Below are 24,637 nucleotides of genomic sequence, written 5' to 3'. Positions count from 1 at the left end.
CGGGTGTGGAGGAGTCAGCGCATCTTTCCGCGCGGCATCTTCCCGCCCTTGGGCATGGGCCCCTTCGGGAGGGGCATGTTCGACATCAGGTCGCCCATCGCGCGCAGCCGGTCGTTGGTCTTCGTCACCTGGGGGCCCTGGAGGACGCGCGGCAGCTTGAGCATCGTGGTGCGCAGCTTCTTCAGCGGCACCTGACCCTCGTCGTTGCCGATGATGATGTCGTGGACCGGTACGTCCACCACGATGCGCGCCATCTTCTTCTTCTCGGCCGCCAGCAGGGTCTTCAGCCGGTTCGGGTTGCCCTCGGCCACCAGAACAATGCCGGCCTTGCCGACCGCCCGGTGTACGACGTCCTGGTTGCGGTTCATCGTCACCGCGGGAGTCGTCGACCAGCCGCGCCCGACGTTCTGCAGCACGGAGGCCGCAGCGCCCGGCTGTCCCTCCATCTGCCCGAAGGCCGCCCGCTCGGCGCGGCGTCCGAAGACGATCGCCATCGCGAGGAAGGCCAGCAGGAAGCCCAGAATGCCCAGATAGACCGGGTGATCGATCAAGAAGCCGATTCCGAGGAAGACACCGAACGTGACGATGCCCACGCCCGCGAGAACGAGACCGATCTTGGAGTCGGCCCGCCGGGTCATCTTGTAGGTCAGGGCAATCTGCTTGAGTCGCCCGGGGTTCGCAGTGTCCGCGTTGTCTGCGCGTTCCTTCCTCGCCATGCTGTGAAGTTTACGTTGCCTGGGAAGCCCGGTCGGCCACGGCCTCCAGTACGTGCTGAGCCTCGACCCGGTCCTTGGCCCTGCGCCGGTCTTCGAGCACCGATGTCCAGGCGTTGCGGCGTGCGGTGCGCTGTCCGCCGCGCATCAGGAGGGACTCGACCGCGCGCAGAGCGTCGGTGACGGACGGGATGGCGTGAGCACGGACGGGGGTCGCGGCCTGCATGGTGTGGGTCCCTCCTCGGGGCGGTGACTCGGGAACGACGGCGACTGCTGTGTGCAGCTGTGCGTAAACCTAGGGTCACTGATTGGTGTTACCAGCGCATGACCGGGCGGTCAAACACCCATGAACCCTTAACACGTACGGCTGAAAGCCCGGCCAACACCGACGCGGCCCGCGCGGTCCCCCTTACCTGCGGGGACTGTACGGGCCGCGTCATACCGGCCATTACTGGCCAGTAATGGCTTGTGCTCAGATTCACACAGTCGGCGTGGCCGCCAGCTGCTCGCGCCGCTCCATCGCCTGGCCGAACAGCCGGCCCGCGCGGTACGACGAACGGACCAGCGGCCCGGACATCACACCGGAGTAGCCGATCTCGTCGGCCTCCTCCTTCAGCTCCACGAACTCGTGCGGCTTCACCCAGCGCTCGACCGGGTGGTGCCGCGGCGAGGGCCGCAGGTACTGCGTGATCGTGATGAGCTCGCAACCCGCGTCGTGCAGGTCCTGGAGCGCCTGGCTGACCTCTTCGCGCTCTTCGCCCATGCCGAGGATGAGGTTCGACTTGGTGACCAGGCCGGCCTCGCGGGCGCGCGTGATCACTTCCAGGGAACGCTCGTAACGGAAACCGGGACGGATGCGCTTGAAGATGCGCGGCACCGTCTCGACGTTGTGGGCCAGGACCTCCGGGCGGGACGAGAAGACCTCGGCCAGCTGCTCGGGGACCGCGTTGAAGTCGGGGATGAGGAGCTCGACCTTGGTACGCCCGGCCTCGCGCTCCGCCGTCATTGCGTGGATCTGGCGCACGGTCTCCGCGTACAGCCAGGCTCCGCCGTCCTCCAGGTCGTCGCGCGCGACGCCCGTGATGGTGGCGTAGTTCAGGTCCATCGTGACGACGGACTCACCCACGCGGCGCGGCTCGTCCAGGTCGAGCGCGGCGGGCTTGCCGGTGTCGATCTGGCAGAAGTCACAGCGCCGGGTGCACTGGTCACCGCCGATGAGGAAGGTGGCCTCGCGGTCCTCCCAGCATTCGTAGATGTTCGGACAGCCGGCCTCCTGGCACACGGTGTGCAGTCCTTCGCTCTTCACGAGCGCCTGCATCTTGGTGTACTCGGGGCCCATCTTCGCCCGGGTCTTGATCCACTCGGGCTTGCGCTCGATGGGCGTCTGGCTGTTCCGGACCTCCAGGCGCAGCATCTTGCGTCCGTCGGGTGCGACTGCGGACACGTCCGGCTCCCTACGACTTCGATTCTTCGGCGCCCACCAGGGTACGCCCGATATTTGTATGGGGATTACGTCTCGCCAACCTATGGCCAGCGGTCCGCATTCCCCGGGCACTGGACGGCCCGCTAGACGGTGGCCGTCTCGACGGGGCGAGGGGCCAGGTCCGCGTTCTCCAGAACGTCGCGCAGGTGCTTCTCGACGACCGGCAGAACCTCGCCGATGCTGACGTCACGGCCCAGCTCGCCCGCGAGCGAGGCGACGCCCGCGTCGCGGATGCCGCACGGCACGATCCGGTCGAACCAGGTGTTGTCCGGGTTCACGTTCAGCGCGAAGCCGTGCATCGTGACGCCCTTGGCGACCCGGATGCCGATGGCGGCGAGCTTGCGGTCCTCGCGGCGCTGGCCGGCGTTGGACGGGGCGTACTGGGGACCGTTCAGCCTCGGGTCGAACTCCTCGTCCTGGAGCCGCGGGTCGAAGTCCAGCGACAGGCCGCCGACCGAAACCGACGGGCGCTGCTCCACCGGGTCGCCCAGCACCCAGACACCGCTGCGGCCCTCGACCCGGCTCGTCTCCACGCCGAAGTCGGCGCATGTACGGATCAGGGCGTCCTCGAGGCGGCGTACGTGCGCCACCACGTCGACCGGGCGCGGCAGCTTCATGATCGGGTAGCCGACCAGCTGGCCGGGGCCGTGCCAGGTGATCTTGCCACCGCGGTCCACGTCCACCACAGGGGTGCCGTCCAGCGGGCGCTCGCTGTCCTGCGTACGCCGCCCGGCCGTATAGACCGGCGGGTGCTCAAGGAGCAGGCAGGTGTCCGGGACCTCGTCCGCGAACCGTGCCGCGTGCACCTCGCGCTGCTTCTGCCAGGCCTCCTGGTACTCGACGGCTTCCGCGCCGAACCCCAGTCGGACAAACCGCAGCTCACTCACGGCAACGCCTCCCTCGAACGAACACCCGGCACGTTTCGCGCGCCTCAGCCACTGTACGGCCGCTGCGAATCCGGTCACCGGCCAGGTCGTTTTCGTCAGTGTTCGTCAGCGTTCCCACGAATCCTCACACGATCGGATGAATGTGGGCCGAAGGGGCCGGGACGGATGGCATATGTCGCTAAATTCGCGCCGTTCCATGAGGGCTGCTGCCCGGCGCCCAGAAGGCAGGAGACCGCACAGCTGATGACGGAACGACCCCCGCAGCGCACCCCCAACCGCCAGCTCGCCGCGCTCATCGCGGAAGCGGGATTCTCCAACGCGGGCCTTGCCCGACGGGTGGACCAGCTCGGCCTGGAACACGGCCTCGATCTCCGGTACGACAAGACGTCGGTGACCCGGTGGCTGCGTGGCCAGCAGCCGCGCGGCACCACCCCCGCGCTGATCGCCGAGGTCTTCACCCGGCGCCTCGGGCGGCGGCTGACCGCTCAGGACCTGGGACTCGACGCCTGCGCGCCCGTCTACGCGGGGCTGGAATTCGCGGCCACACCCGAAGAAGCTGTCGACATCGTCAGCGGGCTGTGGCGCAAGGACTCGGGCAGCCACGCCGAACTGCGCAAGATCGCGTTCACCCCGGCCGGGCTCGTCGTCCCGAGCCGGGACTGGCTGATCGGGCGCGCGGACGACCGGGTCGCCCGCGGTGATCCGCCGCCGGTGAACGGCGTACGGGTGCCCCTCCAGGGGCGCGTTCCCGCCGTGCCCCGGCAGCGCCAGACCGGCCAGACCGACCGCAGCCCCGGGCAGCGCGTCTCCACGGGCGACATCGCGGCGCTGCGCTCGGTCGGCGAGCTGTTCCGGACGCTGGACGACGCGTACGGCGGCGGGCACGCCCGGCAGGCGCTGGTGCGCTATCTGGAGCACGAGACTGAGCCGATGCTGCGCGGTACGTACGGGGAGGCGACGGGTCGGCGGCTCTTCGCGGCCGCCGCCGATCTGACCCGGCTGGCGGGCTGGACGTCGTACGACATCGCGGCGCACGGCCTCGCCCAGCGGTACTTCGTCCAGGCGCTGCGGCTCGCGCAGGCGGCGGGCGACCGCCCGTACGGCTCGTACGTCCTGGTCACCATGAGCCGTCAGGCGGTCTATCTCGGCCACGGGCGGGAGGCGGTGCAGCTGGCGCGGGTGGCGCAGCAGGGCGTGGGGAGTGCGGCACCCGCGGTGGTGCAGGCGCTGCTGCATTCGGCGGAGGCGCGTGGGCACGGGGTGCTGGGTGAGGTGCGGGCGTGCACGGCCTCGCTCGTACGGGCCGAGCGGGCGATGGAGTCGGCGCGGCCGGGGGACGAACTGCCCCACTGGGCGCGGTTCTTCGACCAGGCGCAGCTGGCGGACGAGTTCGGCCACTGCCACCGGGACCTCCAGCAGTACCGGGCGGCGGCGCAGCACGCGGAGCGGTCGCTGCAACTGCGGGCGCCCGGCTATGCGCGGAGCCGGCTGTTCTGCCGGGTGGTGCTGGCGACCGCGCGGCTGGGGCTGGGCGAACTGGACCAGGCGTGCGCGCTGGGGGCGGAGTCGGCGCAGCAGGCTTCGGAGATGCGGTCGGCTCGGGCGATGGAGTACGTACGGGACTTCGAGAAACGGCTGGAGCCGTATCGGGACGCGGCGGCGGTGCGGAACTATCGGGACCGGGTGGCGGCGCTGGGGTGACCTTGGCCCCGGCGGGCGTGGGGTGCGGGTGCGGGTGCCTGCGGCACTGTTCCCCTACCCGCCCCTTCCCGAAACTGGGGCAAGCCCCAGCCCCCAGACAACGCAGACGCCCTTCGGGCGTGTCCTCAAACGCCGGACGGGCTGAATTCGGCCGCACCCATCCAGCCCCTCCGGCGTTTGAGGAGCGGGGTCTGGGGCAGCGCCCCAGTTCGGGAAGGGGGCGGGGTGAGGAAAAGCCCCGCAGGGATCACGCGGCCTCGCGAACCGCTTCCGCCGCGTAGCCGGGCTGGATGCCGAAGTCCATAAGGATCTCGTGCGCGGCCCGGCGGCCCGAGTGAAGCGCGCCCTGCACCGTGCTCGTCTCGCGGTGGTCCCCGCAGACATACAGGCCGGAAAGCAGCCGGACGGGACGGCGCAGGTCGTGCGGCGCCGGCATGGCCGGGACCGCCTCCCTGTCATGGTGGACCGCGAGGAGCTCCCAGTCGTCGGTGGATACGCCGTAGAGCCGGGCCAGGTGGGCGCGTACCGCGCGGTCGGGGTCCGGCGGGGGCGTGCCCAGGACCGTGGAGGAGATCAGCGACCGGCCGCGCGGCGCGCGCGACGGGTCGACCTCGCTGAGCACGGCCGTGTGCGAGACGGGGCCGCTCCGGTCGGCGTCCAGCAGCAGGGCGGGGTCCGCCAGCGGGGAGGCGGGCGCGGCATGGTGCAGGACTGTCACCCGGTGGAAGGCCGGCACCCGCAGCCCGGGCAGCAGGTTGGCGGCGGCGCGGGCCCCGGTGGCCAGCAGAAGGGAGCGGCAGCCGAACGCGCCGTGTTCCTCGGTGGTGACCGAGGTGGTGGAAGCGCCGATCACTCGTACGCCCGTACGTACCGCTCCTGGCGGCAGCGTGGCCGCCAGCAGCTTGGGCAGCGCGGAGGCCCCGCCCTCGGGCACGCACAGCCTGCCGCGCGCGAAGCCGCGCAGCGCGAGATCGGCGCACCGGCTGGAGGTGGTGAGCTCCGGGTCGCTGAGCAGCGCCGAGAGCAGCGGGCGCAGGAAGCCGTTGACCGTACGAGGCGGGAGTCCGCGCCCGGACAGGGCTTCGGCGGCGGGCCGTTCGGGGCGGGCCATCAGCCGGTGCACGGGTGTGGCCGCGAACCGCCCGAGCGCCGCGCCGAGGCGGGCCTGGTCGAGCGCGCCCCCGAACGGCGGTCGCGAGGTGCCTGCCAGGGCGCGCGCGGCGCTGAGCGCGCCCCGCGCGCTTCCGGCCTCTCCCGCGCGGTAGCGGCGGCCCTCGCTGTGCACGAGCACGCCGGGCGAGAACGTGCGCAGCGCGAGCCCTTCGAGGCCCGGTGTGCGGAGCAGCTCCGGATACGCGGTGCTGAGGACCTGGCCGATGCGGTCGAGGCGGAAACCGTCGACCTCGTCGGTGGCCATCCTGCCGCCCACGTAAGGGGCCGCCTCCAGGACGCCGACCGTTACTCCGGCGCTGGTGAGCTGGTGGGCGGCGGAGAGTCCGGCGACCCCGGCCCCCACTATGACGACGTCCGCGTGGTGTGCGGTGGTGAGCACGTGCCCCTCCCCGAGGTCGGCGCGACTGTGGGGGACTCATGCCCTCAACAGATCCACGGAATGCCCGAGTTCGAGTTGAAGCGTAGAAGCGGATGCGGGCGGGCACAGTCGCGCACCGACCGGGGCATCGGAGCACAACCGGAGCACAATGGTCGTACGACGGACAGAAAGCGATGAGAATCGGTCAGTTGCGCAGTGCCGCCCGCAGCGTGTCGTCGATCCCCGGGAACGCGAACGAGAAGCCCGACTCCTCCAACTGCCGCGGCAGCACCCGCTGGCTTCCCAGCACGTCCACGGAGAGTTCGCCCAGCACGAGCCGCAGCGCCGGCGCGGGGACCGCGAAGAGCGTAGGCCGCTTCAGCAACCGCCCCATCGCCGCTGTGACCTCCCGGTTGGTGACCGGCTGGGGCGCCGTGAGGTTCACGGGGCCCGAGAGCGACTCGGTGTCGATCAGATGGCGCAGCGCCGCGATGTGATCGTGCATCGCGATGTAGCTCCAGTACTGGCGGCCCGACCCCAGCCGCCCGCCGAGCCCCGCCCTGAAGAGGGGAAAAAGCCTTCCCCAGGCCCCGCCCTCGCGTGCCACCACAAGTCCCGTACGGGCGAACACTGTCCGTACGCCCGCCTCCTGCGCCGGAGCCGCTGCCTCCTCCCACTCCACGCACACGGACGGCAGGAAACCGTCGCCGGGCGGCGCTTCCTCGTCCACCGCGCGTTCCCCGGTGTCGCCGTAGAAGCCGATCGCCGAACCGCACACGAGAACCTTCGGCGGCGCGTCCAGGGAAGCGAGGGTTTCGGCGATCGCGGCCGTACCGAGGACCCTGCTGTCGCGGATCTCCTTCTTGTACGTCGCGGTCCAGCGGTGGTCGCCTACGCCCGCCCCCGCGAGGTGGACGACCGCCTCGCACCCGGCGAGCCCGTCGGCGTCGACATACTGCCGTTTCGGGTCCCACGTCACTTCCTCCCGGGTGCTCGCCGCACGCCTGACGAGGCGCACCACCTGGTGTCCGTCCGCGCGCAGCGAGCGCACGAGCGCCGTACCGATGAGACCGGTCGAGCCGGTGACCGCAATCCGCATGCCGCCCATCCTGCCCCGCATTCCGCCGCACCGGGGTGCGGGGGTACGGGGTGCGGAGGTGTATGACGTGTTTCATGGGTCGTGCGCTGAGGGGCGTGCGGTAAGCCGCTGAGCCATAGTGGGAGGGGTGAAGGAGCTCCGGATGCCGCCCACGTCAGCGACCCGCGCGATGTCACGCGGGCCCTTGGCCCGATGAGTTCGGCGCGGGCCAGGGGCGCGGAAGAGGCCCCCGGCTGGCTGCGCGGAACGCCGCAGCCGCGCTGGCTCAGGGCTTTGCCCGCAGTGATCCTCGCACTGCTCGTCGTCGCCGAGATCGTCACCCCCCAGACCATCGAGCTGGGCTTCTTCGTCGTCGCCGTGACACCGCTCGCGGCCCTCACGTACGGCCCGGCAAGCGTCGCGGCGCTCGGCGTCTGCACCCTCCTGGCGCTCGGCCTGCCGTACGGCCGCCGGATCTGGGACGTCGAGACCCCGGACCTGCTCGCGGTGCTGGTCGTCGTCGTGCTCAGCGTGGTCATCTCGTGGGTACGCGCCCGCCGCGACCAGCAGCTAGTGACGGTCCGCACGGTGGCGGAGGCCGCGCAGCTCGCCGTACTGCCGCCGCTGCCCGCCGCTGTGGGTCAGGTGCGGTGCGCGGGGCTGTACCGGTCGGCGCAGCGCGGGCTGCTGGTGGGCGGGGATCTGTACGACGTACGTGAGGGCCCCCACGGCGTACGGGCGCTGGTGGCCGACGTACAGGGGCACGGGCTGGAGGCCGTCGCGACAGTCGCCGCGCTGCTGGGCGCCTTCCGTGAAGCCGTGCTGGACGCGGGGGACCTCGCGCTGGTCGCGGCGCAGCTGGACAGGCGGCTGGTGGTCGACTCCGTCGCCGTGGAGCACGCGGAGCTCTTCGCCACCGCGGTCGTGCTGGAGTTCCCCGCCGACGAAGCCGTTGTACGGGTGGTCAGCTGCGGCCACCCGCCGCCACTGCTGCTGCGGGGCGGGACCGCGCGCGAGATCGCGGTGGATCCGGCGCCGCCACTGGGTCTGGGCCTGGCCGCGACGGTGCCGGTCACGGCAGTGTCCGTACCGCTGGAGCCGGGGGACCGGATTCTGGCCCACACGGACGGGGTGACGGAGGCACGCGACGCCGAGGGCACCTTCTATCCGCTCGCGCAGCGACTGCCGGCGCTGGCCGCCACCGTGCCGGCGGATGACCTGATGGCACTCAACGAGGCCGTTCGCGAGGACCTTGTGCGCTTCGCCGGCAACGCGGAGAACGTGCAGGACGACATGGCCCTGCTCACCCTCGGGCACGGAGAGATCATCGACCGGGAGCCGGCAGCCGCATCCCGCCCATGAGCTCGTTCAGGCAGCGCGCGGCGAGTTCGGCGGGGGAGCCGGGGCCCGAGACGGGGGCGTCCGACACCGACCACGTCTCCAGGGCCGTACGGACCGCTGCAGTGGCGGCGGCCGCGGCGAGCCGGACCTCAAGGGGGTCGGCCCCGGCGCCGGCCAGCCGGCCGAGGACAGGCACCAGCAGCTCCTCCGACTCCTGATTCACGCGGTACCAGACGGCGCGCAGCGCCGGGTCGCTCTCGGCCGCGCGGAGCAGGCCGCGCGTCCAGTCGAGCTGCTCGGCGGCCTGCGCGTCGGGCGTGGCGAGCGCTTCCGCGACGGCGCCCTCGAGGGCCGTGAGGACGCCGGTGCCGGGCTCGGCGGCTGCGAGCAGGCCGCGCCACCGGTCGGCGCCGCCGGAGAGCAGCGGGGCGACGGCGTCCTGTTTGCTGCGGAAGTAGCGGTAGAAGGTGCGCAGCGCCACACCTGCGCGGTGCGCGATGTCCTCGGCCGTCGTCGCGTCGGGGCCACGCTCGGCGAAGAGCTCGGCGGCGGCGCGGGCGATGTCGAGCTGGGTGGCGGCTTTCCGGCGCTCGGTCAGGGAGGGCTGCGGCGCGAGTGGCGGGGGCTCGGGGGGCGGCTGGGTGCTCACCCCGGAAGAGTACGCCCGGCCCTCCGTGAAATGCGCGAAATGACGCTATGGCAAAACGTGCCATGTAGGCGTACCGTGGGATGTGGGCAGGTGAGAGAGTCCGCCGCCATCAGCAGACCGGAGAGACAGCATGAACCGCTACGAAGGCCGTCGGGTACTGATCACGGGCGGCGGCTCGGGCATCGGCCAGGCCACTGTGCACCGCATCCTCGCCGAGGGCGGCCGCGTGGTCGCCGTCGACGTCAACGAAGCAGGCCTGAAGGCGACCGCCGAGCGGGCCGTCGCCGACGGCGTGGCCGAGCGCCTCACCACCGCCGTCTTCGACATATCCGACGAGGCGGCGGTCCGCGAGGGTGTCGCGGCAGCGCTTCCGGCGCTGGGCGGCGGCCTTGACGTGCTGGTCAACGCGGTGGGCATCCTGCGTTCCGAGCACACCCACAAGACCACGCTGGACCTCTTCAACAAGATCATCGCGGTCAACCTGACCGGGACCTTCATGATGATCCGCGAGGCGATCCCGGCGCTGCTGGCGGGGGACAAGCCGGTCGTCGTCAACTTCTCCTCCACCTCCGCCTCGTTCGCGCACCCGTACATGGCGGCGTACGCGGCGAGCAAGGGCGGCATCCAGTCGATGACCCACGCCATAGCGAGCGAGTACAGCAGGCAGGGGCTGCGCGCGGTCGCCGTCGCGCCGGGGTCCATCTCCTCGGACATGACCAGCGGCAAGGGCCCCGGCCTGCCGGAGGACGCCGACCTGTCGCTCTTCATGAAGCTGGCCCCCGCCATCGGCGAGGGGTTCGCGGCCCCGGAGACCGTCGCCGGCGTTGTTGCCATGCTTGGCTCGGAAGACGGCGCGTTCATCACCGGCACGGAGATACGGATCGACGGAGGGACCCACTTCTGACATCTGGCTTCCGGCGGTTGTAGGGACCCGCGGGCCGGCTACCCGCCGAACCGCTCCCACAGCCGGGGGAAGCGGTCGGCCAGGGCCTCCTCGTCCTCGAAGTCGAACGGCGTGTCCTCCGGCTCCGGCGTTTGCGCCGGGACGCCCAGGTCGGGGGCGACCGCGCCGGTGAGCTGCTCGTACGCCTCGTCTGCGGCGTACCCCAGCTCCTCGGCGTCGCCGTCGACCTCCTCGTCGAACTCGTTGAGGAGGTTGGCCAGGTTGTCCGGGTCGTGCAGCGCCCCCTCGAAGACCTCCCGGCCCTGGCCGATCAGCCAGCAGCGGAAGTAGTCGAACGCGTCGTCGCTCGCACCGCCGAGCAGCACGGCGGCCGCGCCCCACAAGTCCCAGCGGTACGCGCGGTTGTAGCGGACCTCGAAGTGTCTGGCGAAGTCGAGCACGGAGTCGGGGTCGAGCTGGAGCAACGCGTCGACCAGCAGGTCGGCATGATCCTCGGGGTCGCCCTCGGCGGCCTCGCGGGTGTGGTCGATGATCTCCCAGAATTCCGTCTCGTCCATCACGGGACAAGCATCGGCCTTGCCACAGGCCCGCGCACGCGGAGTACCCCGGATGCGGCTGTGTCGTTACCGTTCCTAGCGATGTTGGCCAGTGTTGGCCGAATCGCTTGAATCCGGACAGGTGGTCCGGTGACCTCGCGAACGGTCTTCGAGGTCGGGGAACAGCGTGAGCTGGTCGCCTCGGCTCCAGCAGGTCTTGTCGCCTCTGTTTAGCGTGCCTGTGGTCCTGGGTGGGCTCACGGTCCCGCGTGGCCTGGGAACGGTGACGGTCTGGCCGGTAGCTCTCCCCGCGCTCATCCTCTGGTGAGCGGGGGTCACACCTGGCCGACGCCGTACCCGGTAGCCCAGACCACGCCTGCGGATCGCCACCGAGGCACCGTGGTGCCTGGTGACGGAAGTCTTGGATTGGGTCTGGAGGGGCTTCTTCCAATGCTGCTCGCCCCAGATGCTGGTGTACGCAGGGTCCACGGCGACGACGATGAGGCCCTGGTGGTAGGCCATGCCACGCAGCCGTTCCCGGAATCTGGCGGTCGGGATACCGGCGACGGTGCGGCGGAACTTCTTGCCCCGCTTGCCCCGGCCCATGGTCTCGCGACCTGTGGTGCGTGCGTCGTCGAAGCCGAGGTTCTCGATCGCGATACCGGCACAGTCGTGCTGCCTCGCGAGAGCCAGCAGCTCGCTGATCGCGGCCCGCAGGCGTCCGTCCCGCTGGGAAGCCGGGCCGGTCAGGTCGATGGGGATCGTGTGTGGTTCGCCGACCGGATTCCCGTGCGGGTCGAGCACGGCCACGGCCAGGTGGTCGGCGTTCAGGTCGACGCCGAGCAGCCGTTGCCCGAACTGCTTGAGTTCGTCGGGGGTGGGCAGGACGGCCGGGTCGGCGGACCACGACGCATCGAGGTACCAGCGGTCTCGCTGCGACTCGTGGACGATGTCGTAGCGCACGGCCCGGTTCGCGGTGGCCCGGTCCAGCCACTCCTCGCGGCGGTGGCTGAAGGCCACCGTGCAGGACAGCCGGTACCGGCCGCGAGGCGCGTTCGCCAGATGCCGCAAAGGTTCGGGCAGCACGATCGTGACCGCGCCCGTGCCCGGCTCGACGGTGATCGTGTAGTTCCCGTGCGGGGCTCCGGACTCGCCATCGGCCGTGAGAAACAGCCGGGAGGCATCCCAGCGTTCTCGCCATCCGGCCTCGGTGAGCTGGGCGTCGGCCAGGTTGTGCCGCGTCTTCGCCAGGCGACGACCGCCGACCACGATCGCCGGACGGCCCTGCTCGATGCGTTCCTCCACGCGGGCCAGCCGAGCGGTGAGCGCTGCCATGCGGCGCTGCTTGTGGGCTCGTTCCCCCTGGCCCGAGTAGCCGCGCACCTTACCTACGCGCTCACCGCACGGGACATCCAGGCGCTTGCTGATCGTCGTGATGGCCCTGCGGAGCGAAGCCCGCTCGTCGTACAGGGCCCGCAGAGAAAGCTGGTACTGGTCCTGCGATACGCGGGTGATCGCCCCGGCCCACCGCGACGACGACACCGCCGTCAATGTCTTCTTGCGGCGTGCCCGCTCAGTGTCCTGCGCCCTGGCCTGGCCGATACGGACACGCTCAGCGAGATCGGCGCGGGCGTGGCGGCCCAGGTGCTCACCCACCAGGCGCACAACTTTCGCGTCGGCTGAGGTGACACGGAGCCGGTCCCGAATCCGGGCACCGGAAGGCGCGGCGACGGTGAAGGGGGCCGCGAGCGTACGCAGCTCGCGCTTCTTCTTGCGCCTGGGCATGCTCCTGGCCTCCCTCCCGTCGTCCCTCAACTCGCAGACAGAACACTACACATGGCCATTCCTGGCCTACAAATCACGTTCCCTGACGGTGGATTTGACTGCCCGCGTGAGTGCGCGTGCCCGCGCCGAGCGGGACCCGTACAACCGACCGGAGAACGAGGTGACGACCGCGAGCATGTCCCGCACCAGATCCCCGTCCCCCGCCCCGTCCAGTTCCTCATCCCCGCCCGCGATCTCCAGACGGCAGCCCCACGACGGCAGCACCACCTCCGCCAGCAAGCCGGTGCTGAACCGGGCCAGTCGTTCCTCATGCGTCACCAGCAGCGCGGACACAGTCTCGGCCTGGCAGGCCCGAAGTGCCCGGCGCAAACCCCTGCGCCGGTCCGACAACCCAGACGCCACATCCGTGAACTCCCCGACCACAACCCGGCCACCGACAGCCTCACGCAGCCGGGCCATCTGCCGGTCCAGATCCCCCTCGACCCGCTGCCGGTGCGACGAGACCCGCCCGTAGAGCACCACGCCACCCACAGGCGGCAACACAGGCTCACCCCGCCGCCGCGACAGCGCATCCAAGTCCCCGACACGGAAGACGCGCCGCCCACCAGGAGAACGCCGATCCTCCAACACACCTTCAAGGGTGTAACGGCGAAGGGTCCGCGTAGACACCCCCAGCCGCTTCGCAGCCCTACCCGCAGAGATCCAATCCTCAGCCTTCTCACTCATGTGGGGGACCCTATGACCCACCGTGACCTACAACGCAATCAACAATTGGCAACCCGGCTGCGTCCCGGCGTGCGGCGGGATACGGAAAACAGGACAGAAGGTGTCTGCTTTTAGTGTCAGTCTTGATCCGTACGGCACGGACACAGCAGCACGCGAGGAGTAGGTATGAGCGCACAGGACGCACAGGACGCACCCCTCAAAGGCAGGATCGCACTCGTCGCGGGTGCCACCAGAGGCGCGCGACGGGCGATCGCCGTGCAGCTCGCAGCGGCGGGAGCGACGGTGTACGTCACCGGGCGCACCACTCGCGAGCACGTCAGCGAGGTCGGCCGACCCGGCGAGACCATCGAGCAGACGGCCGAACTCATCAACGACGCGGGCGGCGAAGCCATCGCCGTACCCACCGATCACCTCGAAGAGGACCAGGTCAAGTCGCTCGTCGAACGCATCGACCGGGAGCACGGGCGGCTGGACATCCTGGTCAACAGCCTCTGGGGCGGCGATCATCTGCTCGAATTCGGCAAGAAGATGTGGGACATCGAGCTCGCGCGCGGACTGCGGATGCTGGAGCTCGGCGTGAAGACCCACGCCATCACGCTCAGCATCGCGTTGCCCCTGCTGGTGCGGAACCGGGGCGGCCTGGTGGTGGAAATGACCGACGGTACGGACGAGTACAACCGCACTCACTTCCGGGAGAACTTCTACTTCGACCTCGCCAAGAACGCGCCGATCCGGATGGCGTTCAGCCTCGGTCATGATCTGGCGGACGTGGGCTGTACGGCGGTCTCCGTTACCCCGGGGTTCCTCCGCTCGGAGGAGATGCTGGACGCATTCGGCGTCACCGAGGAGAACTGGCGCGACGCGATCGCCAAGGTCCCCGACTTCGTGATCGCCGAGTCACCGGTGTACGTCGGCCGGGCGGTCGCGGCCATCGCCGCCGACCCGGAACGGGCGCGCTGGAACGGTCAGTCGCTGTCCAGCGGGCACCTCGCGAAGGAGTACGGCTTCACGGACACGGACGGCAGCCGGCCGGACGGCTGGCCGTACATCATGGAGGTCTCGCAGGGCGGCAAGGACGCCCCGGCGAGCGACTACCGCTGACGGGCCGGCGAAGAGCAGAAGCCGTCCAGTCGCACTAGTCGTAGAGCCGCGCTGTCCGGGCCGCCGCCTCCGCGAATCGTTCGCGGAGGGCCGGCGGCTCCAGGACCTCCAGCTCCGGCCCGAGGGAGAAGAGCTGGCTGAAGGCGACCTCGTACGACTCGACCGGCAGGGTCACCGTGACCCGCCCCAACTCGTCCGGCGGCCCTGCCACCGCCAGGGCCTCGGCCGCCGCGGCACGGTCCACGGCGTACGGCAGCCGCCGCGCACCCGACTCCGACAGCCGCACCACCACCTCGGAACGCAGTATCGAGCGGGCGAAATCCGCCGCCCGCTCCTCCCAGAAGTCCGGCAGCACAAAGCTCTCGTCCCGCACGAAACGCTCCTCGGACACGACCACCGCGGCGAAGCGGTCGATCCGGTACACCCGGAAGTCCCCGCCCGAGCGGGCGCAGAGGTACCAGACCCCGGCCTTCAGCACGAGGCCGTACGGCGCCAGTTCCCGTTCGACCTCGCGGTCGTGACCGCGCCGGTAGCGGCCCGTCAGCATCCGGTCGTCCCAGACCGCCTCCGCGATCGTGGGCAGCAACTCGGGCGTCTTCGGCTCCTGGTACCAGCCGGGCGCGTCCAGATGGAACCGCTGCGCCGCTGTGTCCGACGCGTCCCGCAGGGACGGGAGCAGCGCCGCCGACACCTTGAGCCGGGCCGCCGACGCGGCGTCGTCGAGGCCCATCTCGCGCAGTGCGCGCGGCAGTCCGGACAGGAACAGGGCCTCGGCCTCGCTGCGGGCGAGGCCGGTCAGCCGGGTGCGGTATCCGCCGATCAGGCGGTAGCCGCCGGTCCGGCCCCGGTCGGCGTACACGGGAACGCCCGCTTCGGACAGGGCCTGTGCGTCCCGGGTGATGGTCCGCTCGGAGACCTCCAGCTCACGGGCCAGTTCGGCGGCTGTCATGGAGGGGCGGGACTGGAGCAGAAGCACCATTTTGATGAGGCGGGCTGCGCGCATGGCGGCCATTGTGCCGGGTGGCGGGGCCGACGGGGGAGAGCTGCTGGGGCTCCGGCCCCCAGACCCCGGTTCTCAAACGCCGGAGGGGCTGGATGGTGCCGCGTTGCGGCAGCCACCAGCCCCTCCGGCGATTGAGGGCTGTCAGAGGGTACGGCTCACAGGCCGTAGCGCTCCCGCGCTTCCTTGACCGCCGAGGCCGGTACCTCGCCACGGCGGACGAGCTGGGCCAGGGCGGCGACCACGATCGACTGGGCGTCGACGCCGAAGTGGCGGCGGGCCGCCTCGCGGGTGTCCGAGAGGCCGAAGCCGTCCGTACCGAGCGAGGAGTAGTCCTGCTCGACCCACTGGCTGATCTGGTCGGGGACCTGACGCATCCAGTCGCTCACCGCGAGGACGGGACCCTGCGCGCCTTCGAGCGCGCGGGTGACGTACGGCGTGCGCATCTCGCCGCGCAGCAGCGCCTCGTCGCACTCCAGCGCGTCGCGCCGCAGCTCGCCCCACGAGGTGGCGGACCACACGTCGGCCGCCACGCCCCAGTCGGCGGCGAGGAGTTCCTGCGCCTCCAGGGCCCAGTGGATCGCGGTGCCGGATGCGAGCAACTGTGCGCGGGGGGCATCGGCGGCCGGTGCCGCTGCCTCCTTGAAGCGGTAGAGGCCCTTGACGATGCCCTCTTCGACACCCTCCGGCATCGCGGGCTGCGGCTTCGGCTCGTTGTAGACGGTCAGGTAGTAGAAGACGTTCTCGGCCTCGGGGCCGTACATCCTGCGCAGACCGTCCTTGACGATGACGGCCACCTCGTACGCGAACGCCGGGTCGTAGTTGAGAGACGCCGGGTTCGTGGACGCGATCAGGTGCGAGTGGCCGTCCGCGTGCTGGAGACCCTCACCCGTCAGGGTCGTACGGCCGGCCGTCGCGCCCACGATGAAGCCGCGGCCGAGCTGGTCGCCGAGCTGCCACATCTGGTCGGCGGTGCGCTGCCAGCCGAACATCGAATAGAAGATGTAGAAGGGGATCATCGGCTCGCCGTGCGTCGCGTACGACGTCGAGGCGGCGATGAAGTCGGCCATGGCGCCGGCCTCGGTGATCCCCTCGTTGAGGATCTGGCCGTCCTTGGCTTCCTTGTAGTACATGAGCTGGTCGCGGTCGACCGGCTCGTACGTCTGGCCCAGCGGGGAGTAGATGCCGGCCGAGGGGAACAGCGACTCCATGCCGAAGGTCCGCGCCTCGTCGGGCACGATCGGCACCCAGCGCTTTCCGGTCTCCTTGTCCCGCATCAGCTCCTTCGCCAGGCGCACGAACGCCATGGTGGTGGCCATCTCCTGCTTGCCCGACCCCTTGAGGAGGGCGCTGAAGGCGCGGTCGGCGGGCTCGGGCAGGGCCACCGCGTGCACCCGGCGGGCCGGGGCGGGACCGCCGAGGGCGGCGCGGCGCTCCTGGAGGTAGCGGACCTCGGGCGAGTCGGCGCCGGGGTGCCCGTACGGTACGAGCTCCTCGTCCAGCTTCGCGTCGGGGATCGGCAGCTCCAGCAGGTCCCGCATGGCGCGGAACTCCTTGCCGGAGAGCTTCTTCATCTGGTGGTTGGCGTTCTTCGACTCGAAGCCCGGGCCGAGGGTGTAGCCCTTGACGGTCTGCGCGAGGATCACCGTCGGCGCGCCCTTGAACTCCACGGCCGCCTTGTACGCCGCGTACACCTTGCGGGCCTCGTGGCCGCCGCGCGAGGTGTGGAAACACTCGGCGATCTTCGCGTCGGTGAGCAGCTTGCCCAGCTCGGCCAGCGCGGGCTCGGCGCCGAAGAAGTGCTCGCGGATGTACGCCACGTCGCGGGTCGCGTACGTCTGGAACTGCGCGTCCGGCACCTCACGGAGCCGGCGTACCAGCGCGCCCTGGGTGTCGAGCTGGAACAGCTCGTCCCAGGCGGAGCCCCACAGCGTCTTGACGACGTTCCAGCCGGCGCCGCGGAACTGGGCCTCCAGCTCCTGCACGACACGGAAGTTCGCGCGGACCGGGCCGTCGAGGCGCTGGAGATTGCAGTTGATGACGAAGGTCAGGTTGTCGAGCTGCTCGCGGGCGGCGAGGGTGATCGCGGTGGTCGACTCGGGCTCGTCCATCTCGCCGTCACCGAGGAACGCCCAGACGTGGGAGTTGGACGTGTCCTTGATGTTGCGGTTCTGGAGGTAGCGGTTGAAGCGCGCCTGGTAGATCGCGGAGAGCGGGCCGAGGCCCATCGACACGGTCGGGAACTCCCAGAGCCAGGGCAGGCGGCGCGGGTGCGGGTACGACGGCAGTCCGTCGCCGGCGGCCTCCTGGCGGAAGCGGTCGAGCTGGCCCTCGTTCAGGCGGCCGTCGAGGAAGGCGCGGGCGTAGATGCCGGGGGAGGCGTGGCCCTGGATGTAGAGCTGGTCGCCGGAGCCGTCGCCCTCCTTGCCTCGGAAGAAGTGGTTGAAGCCGGTCTCGTACAGCCAGGCCGCGGAGGCGAAGGTGGCGATGTGGCCGCCTACGCCGAAGCGGGAGCCGCGGGTGACCATCGCGGCGGCGTTCCAGCGGTTCCAGGCAGTGATACGGGCTTCCATCGCCTCGTCGCCGTCGAAGGCGGGCTCGGCGGAAGTCGGGATGGTGTTGACGTAGTCCGTCTCCAGCAGCTTCGGCAGCGCGATGCCGGCGCCTTCGGCGTGCTGGAGCGTGCGGCGCATCAGGTAGGCCGCCCGCTGCGGGCCTGCGGCCTTGGTGACGGCGTCGAGGGAGGCCGCCCACTCGGCGGTCTCCTCGGTGTCACGGTCCGGGAGCTGGTCGAGCTCGCTCGGAGAAATGCCTACGGGGTCGGTCATGATGGCCGCCTTCCGGAGAGGAGGGGGGTGAAGAAAAGGGGGGCCTTGTCTGGCAGGACAGGGCGGTGGGGTCGGTGGACCCGCCGATGACTGTAAGTCCCTGATCGATGATCGATCAAAGCCTGGAGGCTAAAAACTTCTCCGTAGAACGAAATTGGCATTCCGTGCCGCGAAATGGGGCACCGGGTGCCGAGGTGTATGGGGCATTTCGGGCGCGGGCGCGGACGCTGGTGGGATGGCGTGGTGCCGGTTGCCTGCGGCGCTTTCCCCGACCCGCCCCTTCCCGCTGTGACACATTGCGGCTCCGCCGCGTGAGGGGCTCCGCCCCAGGCCCCGCTTCTCAAACGCCGGAGGGGCTGGATGGTGCCGACCAGCCCGTCCGGCGCGCAGCGGTACGGCTTACGCGCGCGGCGCACAGCCCAGGACGTGTTCCTTCACCAGGGTTCCGATCGCCGGGTCGCGGCGGCGGAAGGCCTGGACGAGGGCGTCGTGCTCCTCCGCGTACGACTTCTGCACCGTGCCGAGCCACCGAATGGACAGCGCCGTGAAGACCTCGATGCCCAGGCCCTCCCACGTGTGGAGCAGGACGCTGTTGTTGGCCGCCCGCACCAGCTCGCGGTGGAAGCCGACCGTATGACGCACCTGAGCCGTCCCGTCAGCGGTGCGGTCCGCCTCGTACAGGGCCGCCACATGGGGTTCCAGCGCCGAGCAGTCCTCCGCCAGGGCGGCCGCCGCCAGCTCGGCCGCGATCTGCTCCAGGCCGGCCCGTACCGGATAGCTCTCCTCCAGGTCGGCCGCGGTCAGATTCCTCACCCGTACGCCCTTGTTCGGCGCCGACTCGATCAGGCGCAGGGACTCCAGCTCGCGCAGCGCCTCCCGCACCGGAGTCTGGCTGACCTCCAGCTCCGTGGCGATCCGGCGCTCCACGATCCGCTCGCCCGGCTTCCAGCGCCCACTGACGATCCCCTCCACAATGTGCTCGCGGATCTGCTCGCGCAGCGAGTGGACGACGGGCGGGGTCATGAAGCGCTCCTTCAAGCCGTGTTCGGTCTCTAGACCATACGGCGGCGCCCCCGCCCGGATAACTCCGGACGGGGGCGCAGACGCTGGTGAGACGAGCGTTACAGGCCGAGCTCGACCTCGAACTCGCCGGCCTCCAGGATCGCCTTGACGGCCGTCAGGTAACGGGCCGCGTCGGCGCCGTCCACCAGGCGGTGGTCGTAGGAGAGAGCCAGGTAGGTCATGTCACGGATCGCGATGGTTTCGCCGAGGTCCGGGTGGTTGATGACCACGGGACGCTTGACCGTGGCACCGATGCCCAGGATGGCGACCTGGTTCGGCGGCACGATGACCGTGTCGAACAGCGCACCGCGCGAACCGGTGTTGCTGATCGTGAACGTCGCGCCGGACATCTCGTCCGGGCTGATCTTGCCGGAGCGGGCCTTGCCGGCCAGCTCGGCGGTCTTCTTGGAGATACCGGCGAGGTTGAGGTCGCCCGCACCCTTGATGACCGGGGTCATCAGACCCTTTTCGGCGTCCACCGCGATACCGATGTTCTCGGTGTCGAAGTAGGTGATCGTGCCCTCGTCCTCGTTGATCCGGGCGTTGACGACCGGGTAGGCCTTCAGCGCCTGGGCCGCGGCCTTGACGAAGAACGGCATCGGGGACAGCTTGACGCCCTCGCGGGCGGCGAACGCGTCCTTCGCCTTGTTGCGCAGCTTCATCAGCTTCGTGATGTCGACCTCGACGACCGAGGTCAGCTGGGCCTGCGTGTGCAGCGCCTTCATCATGTTGTCGCCGATGACCTTGCGCATGCGGGTCATCTTGACCGTCTGACCGCGCAACGGCGACACCTCGAGGGACGGAGCCTTCGAAGCGGCGGCAGGGCCTCCGGCAGTCACGGCCGGAGCCGGGGCGGCGGCAGCGGCCTTGGCGGCCTCCGCTGCGGCCACGACGTCCTGCTTACGGATACGGCCACCGACGCCGGTGCCCTTGACCGTGCTCAGGTCGACGCTGTTCTCGGCCGCGAGCTTGCGGACGAGAGGCGTCACGTACGCGCCGTCCGCCTCGGGGGCGGAAGGGGCGACGGCGGCGGGAGCAGCCGGAGCGGCAGGAGCCGGAGCGGGAGCGGCGGGAGCCGGCGGGGCCTGGACCGGCGCCGGAGCCTCCACAGCGGCCTCGGCCGGAGCCGGAGCCGGAGCCGGTGCGGGGGCCGGAGCCGGAGCAGCAGCCGGCGCGGGCGCCGGAGCGGCGGCCGGGGCCGGAGCGGCCGGAGCGGGGGCGGCGGCCGGGGCAGCGCCCGCGGCACCGATGACGGCGAGCTTCGCGCCGACCTCGGCGGTCTCGTCCTCGCCGACCAGGATCTCCAGCAGCGTGCCCGCGGCCGGGGAGGGGATCTCGGTGTCGACCTTGTCGGTCGAGACCTCGAGCAGCGGCTCGTCCTCCGCGACCTCCTCGCCGACCTCCTTCAGCCAACGGGTGACGGTGCCCTCGGTGACCGACTCGCCCAGTGCGGGCAGTACGACGTCAGTACCGGAGGCGCCGCCGGCCGGAGCGGCGGCAGGGGCCGGTGCCTCGGCGGCGGGCGCCGGAGCGGCCACAGCCTCCGGCTGGGGCTGAGCGGCGGCCGGGGCGGGAGCCTCGGCAGCAGGTGCGGGGGCCTCGGCGGCAGCCGGGGCCGGGGCGGCAGCGGGCGCACCCGTGCCGTCGTCGATGACGGCCAGCTCGGCGCCGACCTCCACCGTCTCGTCCTCGGCGACCTTGATGGACGAGAGGATGCCCGCGGCGGGGGCCGGGATCTCGGTGTCGACCTTGTCGGTCGACACCTCGAGCAGCGGCTCGTCAGCCTCGACGCGCTCGCCCTCGGCCTTCAGCCAACGGGTGACAGTGCCCTCGGTGACGCTCTCGCCGAGCGCCGGAAGGGTTACGGAAACCGGCATGGTTTCGGTTGCTCCTTACGAATTGCGGAAGTGGTCGTCGCGCCCGGACTGAACTAGTCGTGGGAGTGGAGCGGCTTGCCGGCCAGGGCCAGGTGGGCCTCGCCGAGCGCCTCGCTCTGCGTCGGGTGTGCGTGGATGAGCTGCGCGACCTCGGCCGGCAGCGCCTCCCAGTTGTAGATCAGCTGAGCCTCGCCGACCTGCTCGCTCATACGGTCACCGACCATGTGAACGCCGACCACGGCACCGTCCTTGACCTGGACGAGCTTGATCTCGCCACCGGTCTTGAGGATCTTGCTCTTGCCGTTGCCCGCGAGGTTGTACTTGAGAGCGACGACCTTGTCCGCGCCGTACACCTCCTTGGCCTTCGCCTCGGTGATGCCGACGGAAGCGACCTCGGGGTGGCAGTACGTCACGCGCGGCACACCGTCGTAGTCGACCGGAACGGTCTTGAGACCGGCCAGACGCTCCGCCACCAGGATGCCCTCGGCGAAGCCGACGTGCGCGAGCTGGAGCGTCGGGACGAGGTCACCGACGGCGGAGATGGTGGGCACGTTCGTCTGCATGTACTCGTCGACGAGGACGTAGCCGCGGTCCATCGCGACGCCGGCCTCCTCGTACCCGAGACCCTGCGAGACGGGGCCGCGGCCGATCGCGACGAGCAGCACCTCGGCCTCGAACTCCTTGCCGTTGGCCAGGGTGACCTTGACGCCGTCGGCGGTGTACTCGGCCTTCTCGAAGAAGGCGCCGAGTGAGAAGTTGATGCCGCGCTTGCGGAACGCGCGCTCCAGCAGCTTCGAGCTGTTCTCGTCCTCGACCGGTACGAGGTGCTTCAGGCCCTCGACGACGGTGACGTCGGTGCCGAAGGACTTCCACGCCGAGGCGAACTCGACGCCGATGACGCCGCCGCCGAGGATGACCGCGGACTTCGGAACGCGGTCCAGGACCAGCGCGTGGTCCGAGGAGATGATGCGGTTTCCGTCGATGTCCAGGCCCGGCAGCGACTTCGGCACGGAGCCGGTCGCCAGCAGGACGTGGCGGCCCTGGATGCGCTGGCCGTTGACGTCGACGGACGTCGGGGAGGACAGCCGGCCCTCGCCCTCGATGTACGTCACCTTGCGCGAGGCGACCAGGCCCTGGAGGCCCTTGTACAGGCCCGAGATCACGTCGTCCTTGTACTTGTGGACGCCCGCCATGTCGATGCCGTCGAAAGTGGCCTTGACGCCGAACTGCGCGGCCTCGCGTGCCTGGTCGGCGACCTCGCCCGCGTGGAGCAGAGCCTTCGTCGGGATGCAGCCGTTGTGCAGGCAGGTGCCGCCGAGCTTGTTCTTCTCGATCAGGGCGACGTCCAGGCCCAGCTGCGCTCCGCGCAGTGCCGCGGCGTAACCGCCGCTGCCACCGCCGAGGATCACTAGGTCGAAAACGGTGCTGGCGTCGTTCGCCACGTCACGTCCTCCATGCATGTGCGCCGGTCGCCGGTCATCGACCGGGCGGCGGCTGGTATCGGCCGCTTTATATTCGGCCCTGTGGTGGGGGCCCTGTCCTGCCGAGAACCCATCTTCGCACTTGTCGACGGACGGCGGGACGCGGGGCCAGGGTGCGAGACGGTCCTGGGACCGCTCGCCAAGGGTTACTGCGACGTACGGATGTACGGATTTCGTTGAAGGCGAAATTGGACGTAGGTATTCCGACATACGTTCCGGCATGCGTTCCCACGTACGTTCCCGCGTGAGTACGGCCCCGGACGCGTGCCCGGGACCGTACTCACGAAGCCGCCTCGACAGCTCAGCCGAGGTCGCCCGCGGCGGTGTGCTCGGCGAGCGCCACCAGGGTGCGGATCGCGGAACCGGTGCCGCCCTTCGGGGTGTAACCGAACGGTCCGCCGTCGTTGAAGGCGGGGCCCGCGATGTCCAGGTGCGCCCAGGCGATGTCGTCGCCGACGAACTCCTGCAGGAACAGACCGGCGACCAGGCCGCCGCCCATCCGCTCGCCCATGTTGGCGATGTCGGCGGTGGAGGACTCCATGCCCTTGCGGAGCTCGGCCGGCATCGGCATCGGCCAGGACTGCTCGCCGGCCTCCTCCGCGATCTCGTGGACGGCGGTACGGAACGACTCGTCGTTGCCCATGACGGCGAACGTGCGGTTGCCGAGCGCCAGCACCATCGCGCCGGTCAGCGTCGCCACGTCGACGATCGCGTCCGGCCGCTCCTCGGATGCGCGGGTCAGCGCGTCACCCAGCACGAGACGGCCCTCGGCGTCGGTGTTGAGCACCTCGACGGTCTTGCCGCTGTACATGCGCAGCACGTCACCGGGGCGGGTGGCGCTGCCGGACGGCATGTTCTCGGCGAGCGCGAGCCAGCCGGTGACGTTGACCTTCAGGCCCAGGCGGGCGGCCGTGATGACGGCGGCGAACACGGCGGCGGCGCCGGCCATGTCGCACTTCATCGTCTCGTTGTGGCCGACCGGCTTGAGCGAGATGCCGCCCGAGTCGTAGGTGATGCCCTTGCCGACGAAGGCCAGGGTCTTCTCCGCCTTGGGGTGGGTGTAGGCGAGCTTCACCAGGCGCGGACCGTGCTCCGAGCCCTGGCCGACGCCGAGGATGCCGCCGTAGCCGCCCTTGATGAGCGACTTCTCGTCGAGCACCTGCACCTTGAGACCGTGCTCCTTGCCGGCGGCGGCGGCCACGGCGGCGAAGGACTCGGGGTAGAGGTCGTTCGGCGGGGTGTTGACCAGGTCGCGGGCGCGGTTGATCTCCTCGGTCAGCGCCAGAGCGCGCTCCGCGGCGGCCTTGAACGCCTTGTCGCGTGGCTTGCCGCCGAGCACGGCGATCTCGGCGAGCGGCTGCTTCGGGCCGTTGCCTGCGGGCTTCTCGCCCTTCCCCTCCTTCTCCCCACCCTGGTACGCGGTGAAGGAGTACGCACCGAGCAGCGCGCCCTCGGCGATGGCGGCGGCGTCCTCGACGGCCTCGACGGGCAGCGCGAAGCCGGCCTTCTTGAAGCCGCTGAGCGCGCGGGCGGCCGCACCGGCCGCGCGGCGAAGCGACTCGGCGCTGTACGAGTCGTCCTTGTCCAGGCCCGTGCCCAGGCCGACGGCCAGTACGACAGGAGACTTGAAGCCCGACGGCGCGGGCAGCTTGGTCACCTCGCCCTCGCCGCCCGTGGCGCCGAGGGTCTTCAGGACGGAGGCGAGCTTTCCGTCGAACGCCTTGTCCACGGCCTCGGCGCCCGGTGCGACAACCAAGTCCCCGGACTTGGAGCCGGCGCCCTTCGCCACGCCGACGACGATGGCGTCGGCGCGCAGCGCCGCCGCGCCGGAAGTGCTGAGAGTGAGAGCAGTCACGGTGGTGAAATCTCGCTTCCGTTGAGTTCTTCGGCCGATGGGGTGGGGCCGGCCGTGCCCGGCGCGACAGTATCCCGGTGGCCCGGCATCCCGGTGCCC

Annotated in this window: 20 protein-coding genes; 4 read left to right on the top strand and 16 right to left on the bottom strand. The window is 70.6% G+C overall.

Annotated features, from left to right (window positions below; all coding sequences use genetic code 11):
* Positions 1–14 precede the first annotated feature (14 nt).
* The 4 genes from J7E89_RS29765 to lipB form a co-directional block, all read right to left on the bottom strand.
* Complete coding sequence (locus J7E89_RS29765; protein ID WP_214977558.1) at positions 15–716, bottom strand: DUF4191 domain-containing protein; 702 nt, start codon at positions 714–716, stop codon at positions 15–17.
* Between the two features lie 10 nt (positions 717–726).
* Complete coding sequence (locus J7E89_RS29760; protein ID WP_214977557.1) at positions 727–939, bottom strand: hypothetical protein; 213 nt, start codon at positions 937–939, stop codon at positions 727–729.
* Positions 940–1,191: 252 nt separating this feature from the next.
* Positions 1,192–2,157, bottom strand: a complete 966-nt coding sequence (lipA, locus tag J7E89_RS29755; RefSeq protein ID WP_214977556.1) for a lipoyl synthase — start codon at positions 2,155–2,157, stop codon at positions 1,192–1,194.
* 122 nt (positions 2,158–2,279) lie between these two features.
* Positions 2,280–3,083 carry a lipoyl(octanoyl) transferase LipB gene (gene lipB, locus J7E89_RS29750; protein ID WP_214977555.1) on the bottom strand — a complete coding sequence of 268 codons (804 nt, stop codon included), beginning with the start codon at positions 3,081–3,083 and terminating at the stop codon, positions 2,280–2,282.
* 243 nt (positions 3,084–3,326) lie between these two features.
* Here lipB and J7E89_RS29745 point away from each other — a divergent pair, with 243 nt between their 5' ends.
* Positions 3,327–4,784 (top strand): regulator, encoded by a 1,458-nt coding sequence (locus tag J7E89_RS29745; protein ID WP_214977554.1) that lies wholly within the window; start codon positions 3,327–3,329, stop codon positions 4,782–4,784.
* Positions 4,785–5,031: 247 nt separating this feature from the next.
* Here J7E89_RS29745 and J7E89_RS29740 read toward each other — a convergent pair whose 3' ends face one another.
* Together J7E89_RS29740 and J7E89_RS29735 are read right to left on the bottom strand one after the other, a co-directional pair.
* Positions 5,032–6,336 carry an NAD(P)/FAD-dependent oxidoreductase gene (locus tag J7E89_RS29740; protein WP_214977553.1) on the bottom strand — a complete coding sequence of 435 codons (1,305 nt, stop codon included), beginning with the start codon at positions 6,334–6,336 and terminating at the stop codon, positions 5,032–5,034.
* A gap of 184 nt (positions 6,337–6,520) precedes the next feature.
* Complete coding sequence (locus J7E89_RS29735) at positions 6,521–7,423, bottom strand: TIGR01777 family oxidoreductase (protein WP_214977552.1); 903 nt, start codon at positions 7,421–7,423, stop codon at positions 6,521–6,523.
* A 183-nt stretch (positions 7,424–7,606) separates the two neighbouring features.
* Between J7E89_RS29735 and J7E89_RS29730 the strand changes: the two genes are divergently transcribed.
* Positions 7,607–8,755: a PP2C family protein-serine/threonine phosphatase gene (locus J7E89_RS29730; protein ID WP_214977551.1), complete on the top strand. Its 1,149-nt coding sequence runs from the start codon at positions 7,607–7,609 to the stop codon at positions 8,753–8,755.
* Here J7E89_RS29730 and J7E89_RS29725 read toward each other — a convergent pair.
* Positions 8,718–9,383 (bottom strand): TetR family transcriptional regulator, encoded by a 666-nt coding sequence (locus J7E89_RS29725; RefSeq protein WP_214977550.1) that lies wholly within the window; start codon positions 9,381–9,383, stop codon positions 8,718–8,720. The genes J7E89_RS29730 and J7E89_RS29725 overlap by 38 nt on opposite strands.
* A gap of 130 nt (positions 9,384–9,513) precedes the next feature.
* Between J7E89_RS29725 and J7E89_RS29720 the strand changes: the two genes are divergently transcribed.
* Positions 9,514–10,287: an SDR family NAD(P)-dependent oxidoreductase gene (locus tag J7E89_RS29720; protein ID WP_214977549.1), complete on the top strand. Its 774-nt coding sequence runs from the start codon at positions 9,514–9,516 to the stop codon at positions 10,285–10,287.
* Positions 10,288–10,325: 38 nt separating this feature from the next.
* Here J7E89_RS29720 and J7E89_RS29715 read toward each other — a convergent pair whose 3' ends face one another.
* From J7E89_RS29715 to J7E89_RS29705, 3 genes are all read right to left on the bottom strand, one after another.
* Positions 10,326–10,844, bottom strand: coding sequence for a DUF4240 domain-containing protein (locus J7E89_RS29715; RefSeq protein ID WP_214977548.1), 519 nt, complete (start codon positions 10,842–10,844; stop codon positions 10,326–10,328).
* Between the two features lie 75 nt (positions 10,845–10,919).
* On the bottom strand, positions 10,920–12,608 hold the full coding sequence (locus J7E89_RS29710; protein ID WP_251061238.1) for a hypothetical protein: 1,689 nt from the start codon (positions 12,606–12,608) through the stop codon (positions 10,920–10,922).
* Positions 12,609–12,674: 66 nt separating this feature from the next.
* A complete protein-coding gene (locus J7E89_RS29705) occupies positions 12,675–13,334 on the bottom strand; it encodes an IS607 family transposase (RefSeq protein WP_251061237.1) in 660 nt (219 codons plus the stop codon).
* A gap of 165 nt (positions 13,335–13,499) precedes the next feature.
* Between J7E89_RS29705 and J7E89_RS29700 the strand changes: the two genes are divergently transcribed.
* Positions 13,500–14,435, top strand: coding sequence for an SDR family oxidoreductase (locus J7E89_RS29700; protein ID WP_214977546.1), 936 nt, complete (start codon positions 13,500–13,502; stop codon positions 14,433–14,435).
* 34 nt (positions 14,436–14,469) lie between these two features.
* Here J7E89_RS29700 and J7E89_RS29695 read toward each other — a convergent pair whose 3' ends face one another.
* The 6 genes from J7E89_RS29695 to J7E89_RS29670 all read right to left on the bottom strand — a co-directional run bounded on the left by J7E89_RS29695 (position 14,470) and on the right by J7E89_RS29670 (position 24,538).
* Positions 14,470–15,438, bottom strand: a complete 969-nt coding sequence (locus J7E89_RS29695; protein ID WP_214977545.1) for a YafY family protein — start codon at positions 15,436–15,438, stop codon at positions 14,470–14,472.
* 155 nt (positions 15,439–15,593) lie between these two features.
* Entirely contained in the window at positions 15,594–18,263 is a 2,670-nt protein-coding gene (gene aceE, locus J7E89_RS29690; RefSeq protein WP_214977544.1) for a pyruvate dehydrogenase (acetyl-transferring), homodimeric type, read from the bottom strand.
* Positions 18,264–18,662: 399 nt separating this feature from the next.
* Positions 18,663–19,286, bottom strand: coding sequence for a GntR family transcriptional regulator (locus J7E89_RS29685; protein WP_214977543.1), 624 nt, complete (start codon positions 19,284–19,286; stop codon positions 18,663–18,665).
* 98 nt (positions 19,287–19,384) lie between these two features.
* Positions 19,385–21,202: a 2-oxoglutarate dehydrogenase, E2 component, dihydrolipoamide succinyltransferase gene (gene sucB / locus J7E89_RS29680; protein ID WP_214977542.1), complete on the bottom strand. Its 1,818-nt coding sequence runs from the start codon at positions 21,200–21,202 to the stop codon at positions 19,385–19,387.
* A 53-nt stretch (positions 21,203–21,255) separates the two neighbouring features.
* Positions 21,256–22,644 (bottom strand): dihydrolipoyl dehydrogenase, encoded by a 1,389-nt coding sequence (gene lpdA, locus J7E89_RS29675; RefSeq protein WP_214977541.1) that lies wholly within the window; start codon positions 22,642–22,644, stop codon positions 21,256–21,258.
* A 340-nt stretch (positions 22,645–22,984) separates the two neighbouring features.
* Entirely contained in the window at positions 22,985–24,538 is a 1,554-nt protein-coding gene (locus J7E89_RS29670; protein WP_214977540.1) for a leucyl aminopeptidase, read from the bottom strand.
* Positions 24,539–24,637: the final 99 nt, after the last annotated feature.

Origin of the sequence: Streptomyces sp. ISL-100, from assembly GCF_018614615.1 — a bacterium.
In the GTDB taxonomy this organism is placed as follows: domain Bacteria; phylum Actinomycetota; class Actinomycetes; order Streptomycetales; family Streptomycetaceae; genus Streptomyces.
This window is presented reverse-complemented; position numbering and strand designations above follow the sequence as displayed.

Excerpts from the sequence above, each read along its gene's own strand:
- J7E89_RS29765 (WP_214977558.1), bottom strand. The coding sequence starts at position 716 with ATGGCGAGGAAGGAACGCGCAGACAACGCGGACACTGCGAACCCCGGG.
- J7E89_RS29760 (WP_214977557.1), bottom strand. The coding sequence starts at position 939 with ATGCAGGCCGCGACCCCCGTCCGTGCTCACGCCATCCCGTCCGTCACC.
- J7E89_RS29745 (WP_214977554.1), top strand. The coding sequence starts at position 3,327 with ATGACGGAACGACCCCCGCAGCGCACCCCCAACCGCCAGCTCGCCGCG.
- J7E89_RS29735 (WP_214977552.1), bottom strand. The coding sequence starts at position 7,423 with ATGGGCGGCATGCGGATTGCGGTCACCGGCTCGACCGGTCTCATCGGT.
- J7E89_RS29730 (WP_214977551.1), top strand. The coding sequence starts at position 7,607 with ATGAGTTCGGCGCGGGCCAGGGGCGCGGAAGAGGCCCCCGGCTGGCTG.
- J7E89_RS29720 (WP_214977549.1), top strand. The coding sequence starts at position 9,514 with ATGAACCGCTACGAAGGCCGTCGGGTACTGATCACGGGCGGCGGCTCG.
- J7E89_RS29715 (WP_214977548.1), bottom strand. The coding sequence starts at position 10,844 with ATGGACGAGACGGAATTCTGGGAGATCATCGACCACACCCGCGAGGCC.
- J7E89_RS29710 (WP_251061238.1), bottom strand. The coding sequence starts at position 12,608 with ATGCCCAGGCGCAAGAAGAAGCGCGAGCTGCGTACGCTCGCGGCCCCC.
- J7E89_RS29705 (WP_251061237.1), bottom strand. The coding sequence starts at position 13,334 with ATGAGTGAGAAGGCTGAGGATTGGATCTCTGCGGGTAGGGCTGCGAAG.
- J7E89_RS29700 (WP_214977546.1), top strand. The coding sequence starts at position 13,500 with ATGAGCGCACAGGACGCACAGGACGCACCCCTCAAAGGCAGGATCGCA.
- J7E89_RS29695 (WP_214977545.1), bottom strand. The coding sequence starts at position 15,438 with ATGCGCGCAGCCCGCCTCATCAAAATGGTGCTTCTGCTCCAGTCCCGC.
- aceE (WP_214977544.1), bottom strand. The coding sequence starts at position 18,263 with ATGACCGACCCCGTAGGCATTTCTCCGAGCGAGCTCGACCAGCTCCCG.
- J7E89_RS29685 (WP_214977543.1), bottom strand. The coding sequence starts at position 19,286 with ATGACCCCGCCCGTCGTCCACTCGCTGCGCGAGCAGATCCGCGAGCAC.
- sucB (WP_214977542.1), bottom strand. The coding sequence starts at position 21,202 with ATGCCGGTTTCCGTAACCCTTCCGGCGCTCGGCGAGAGCGTCACCGAG.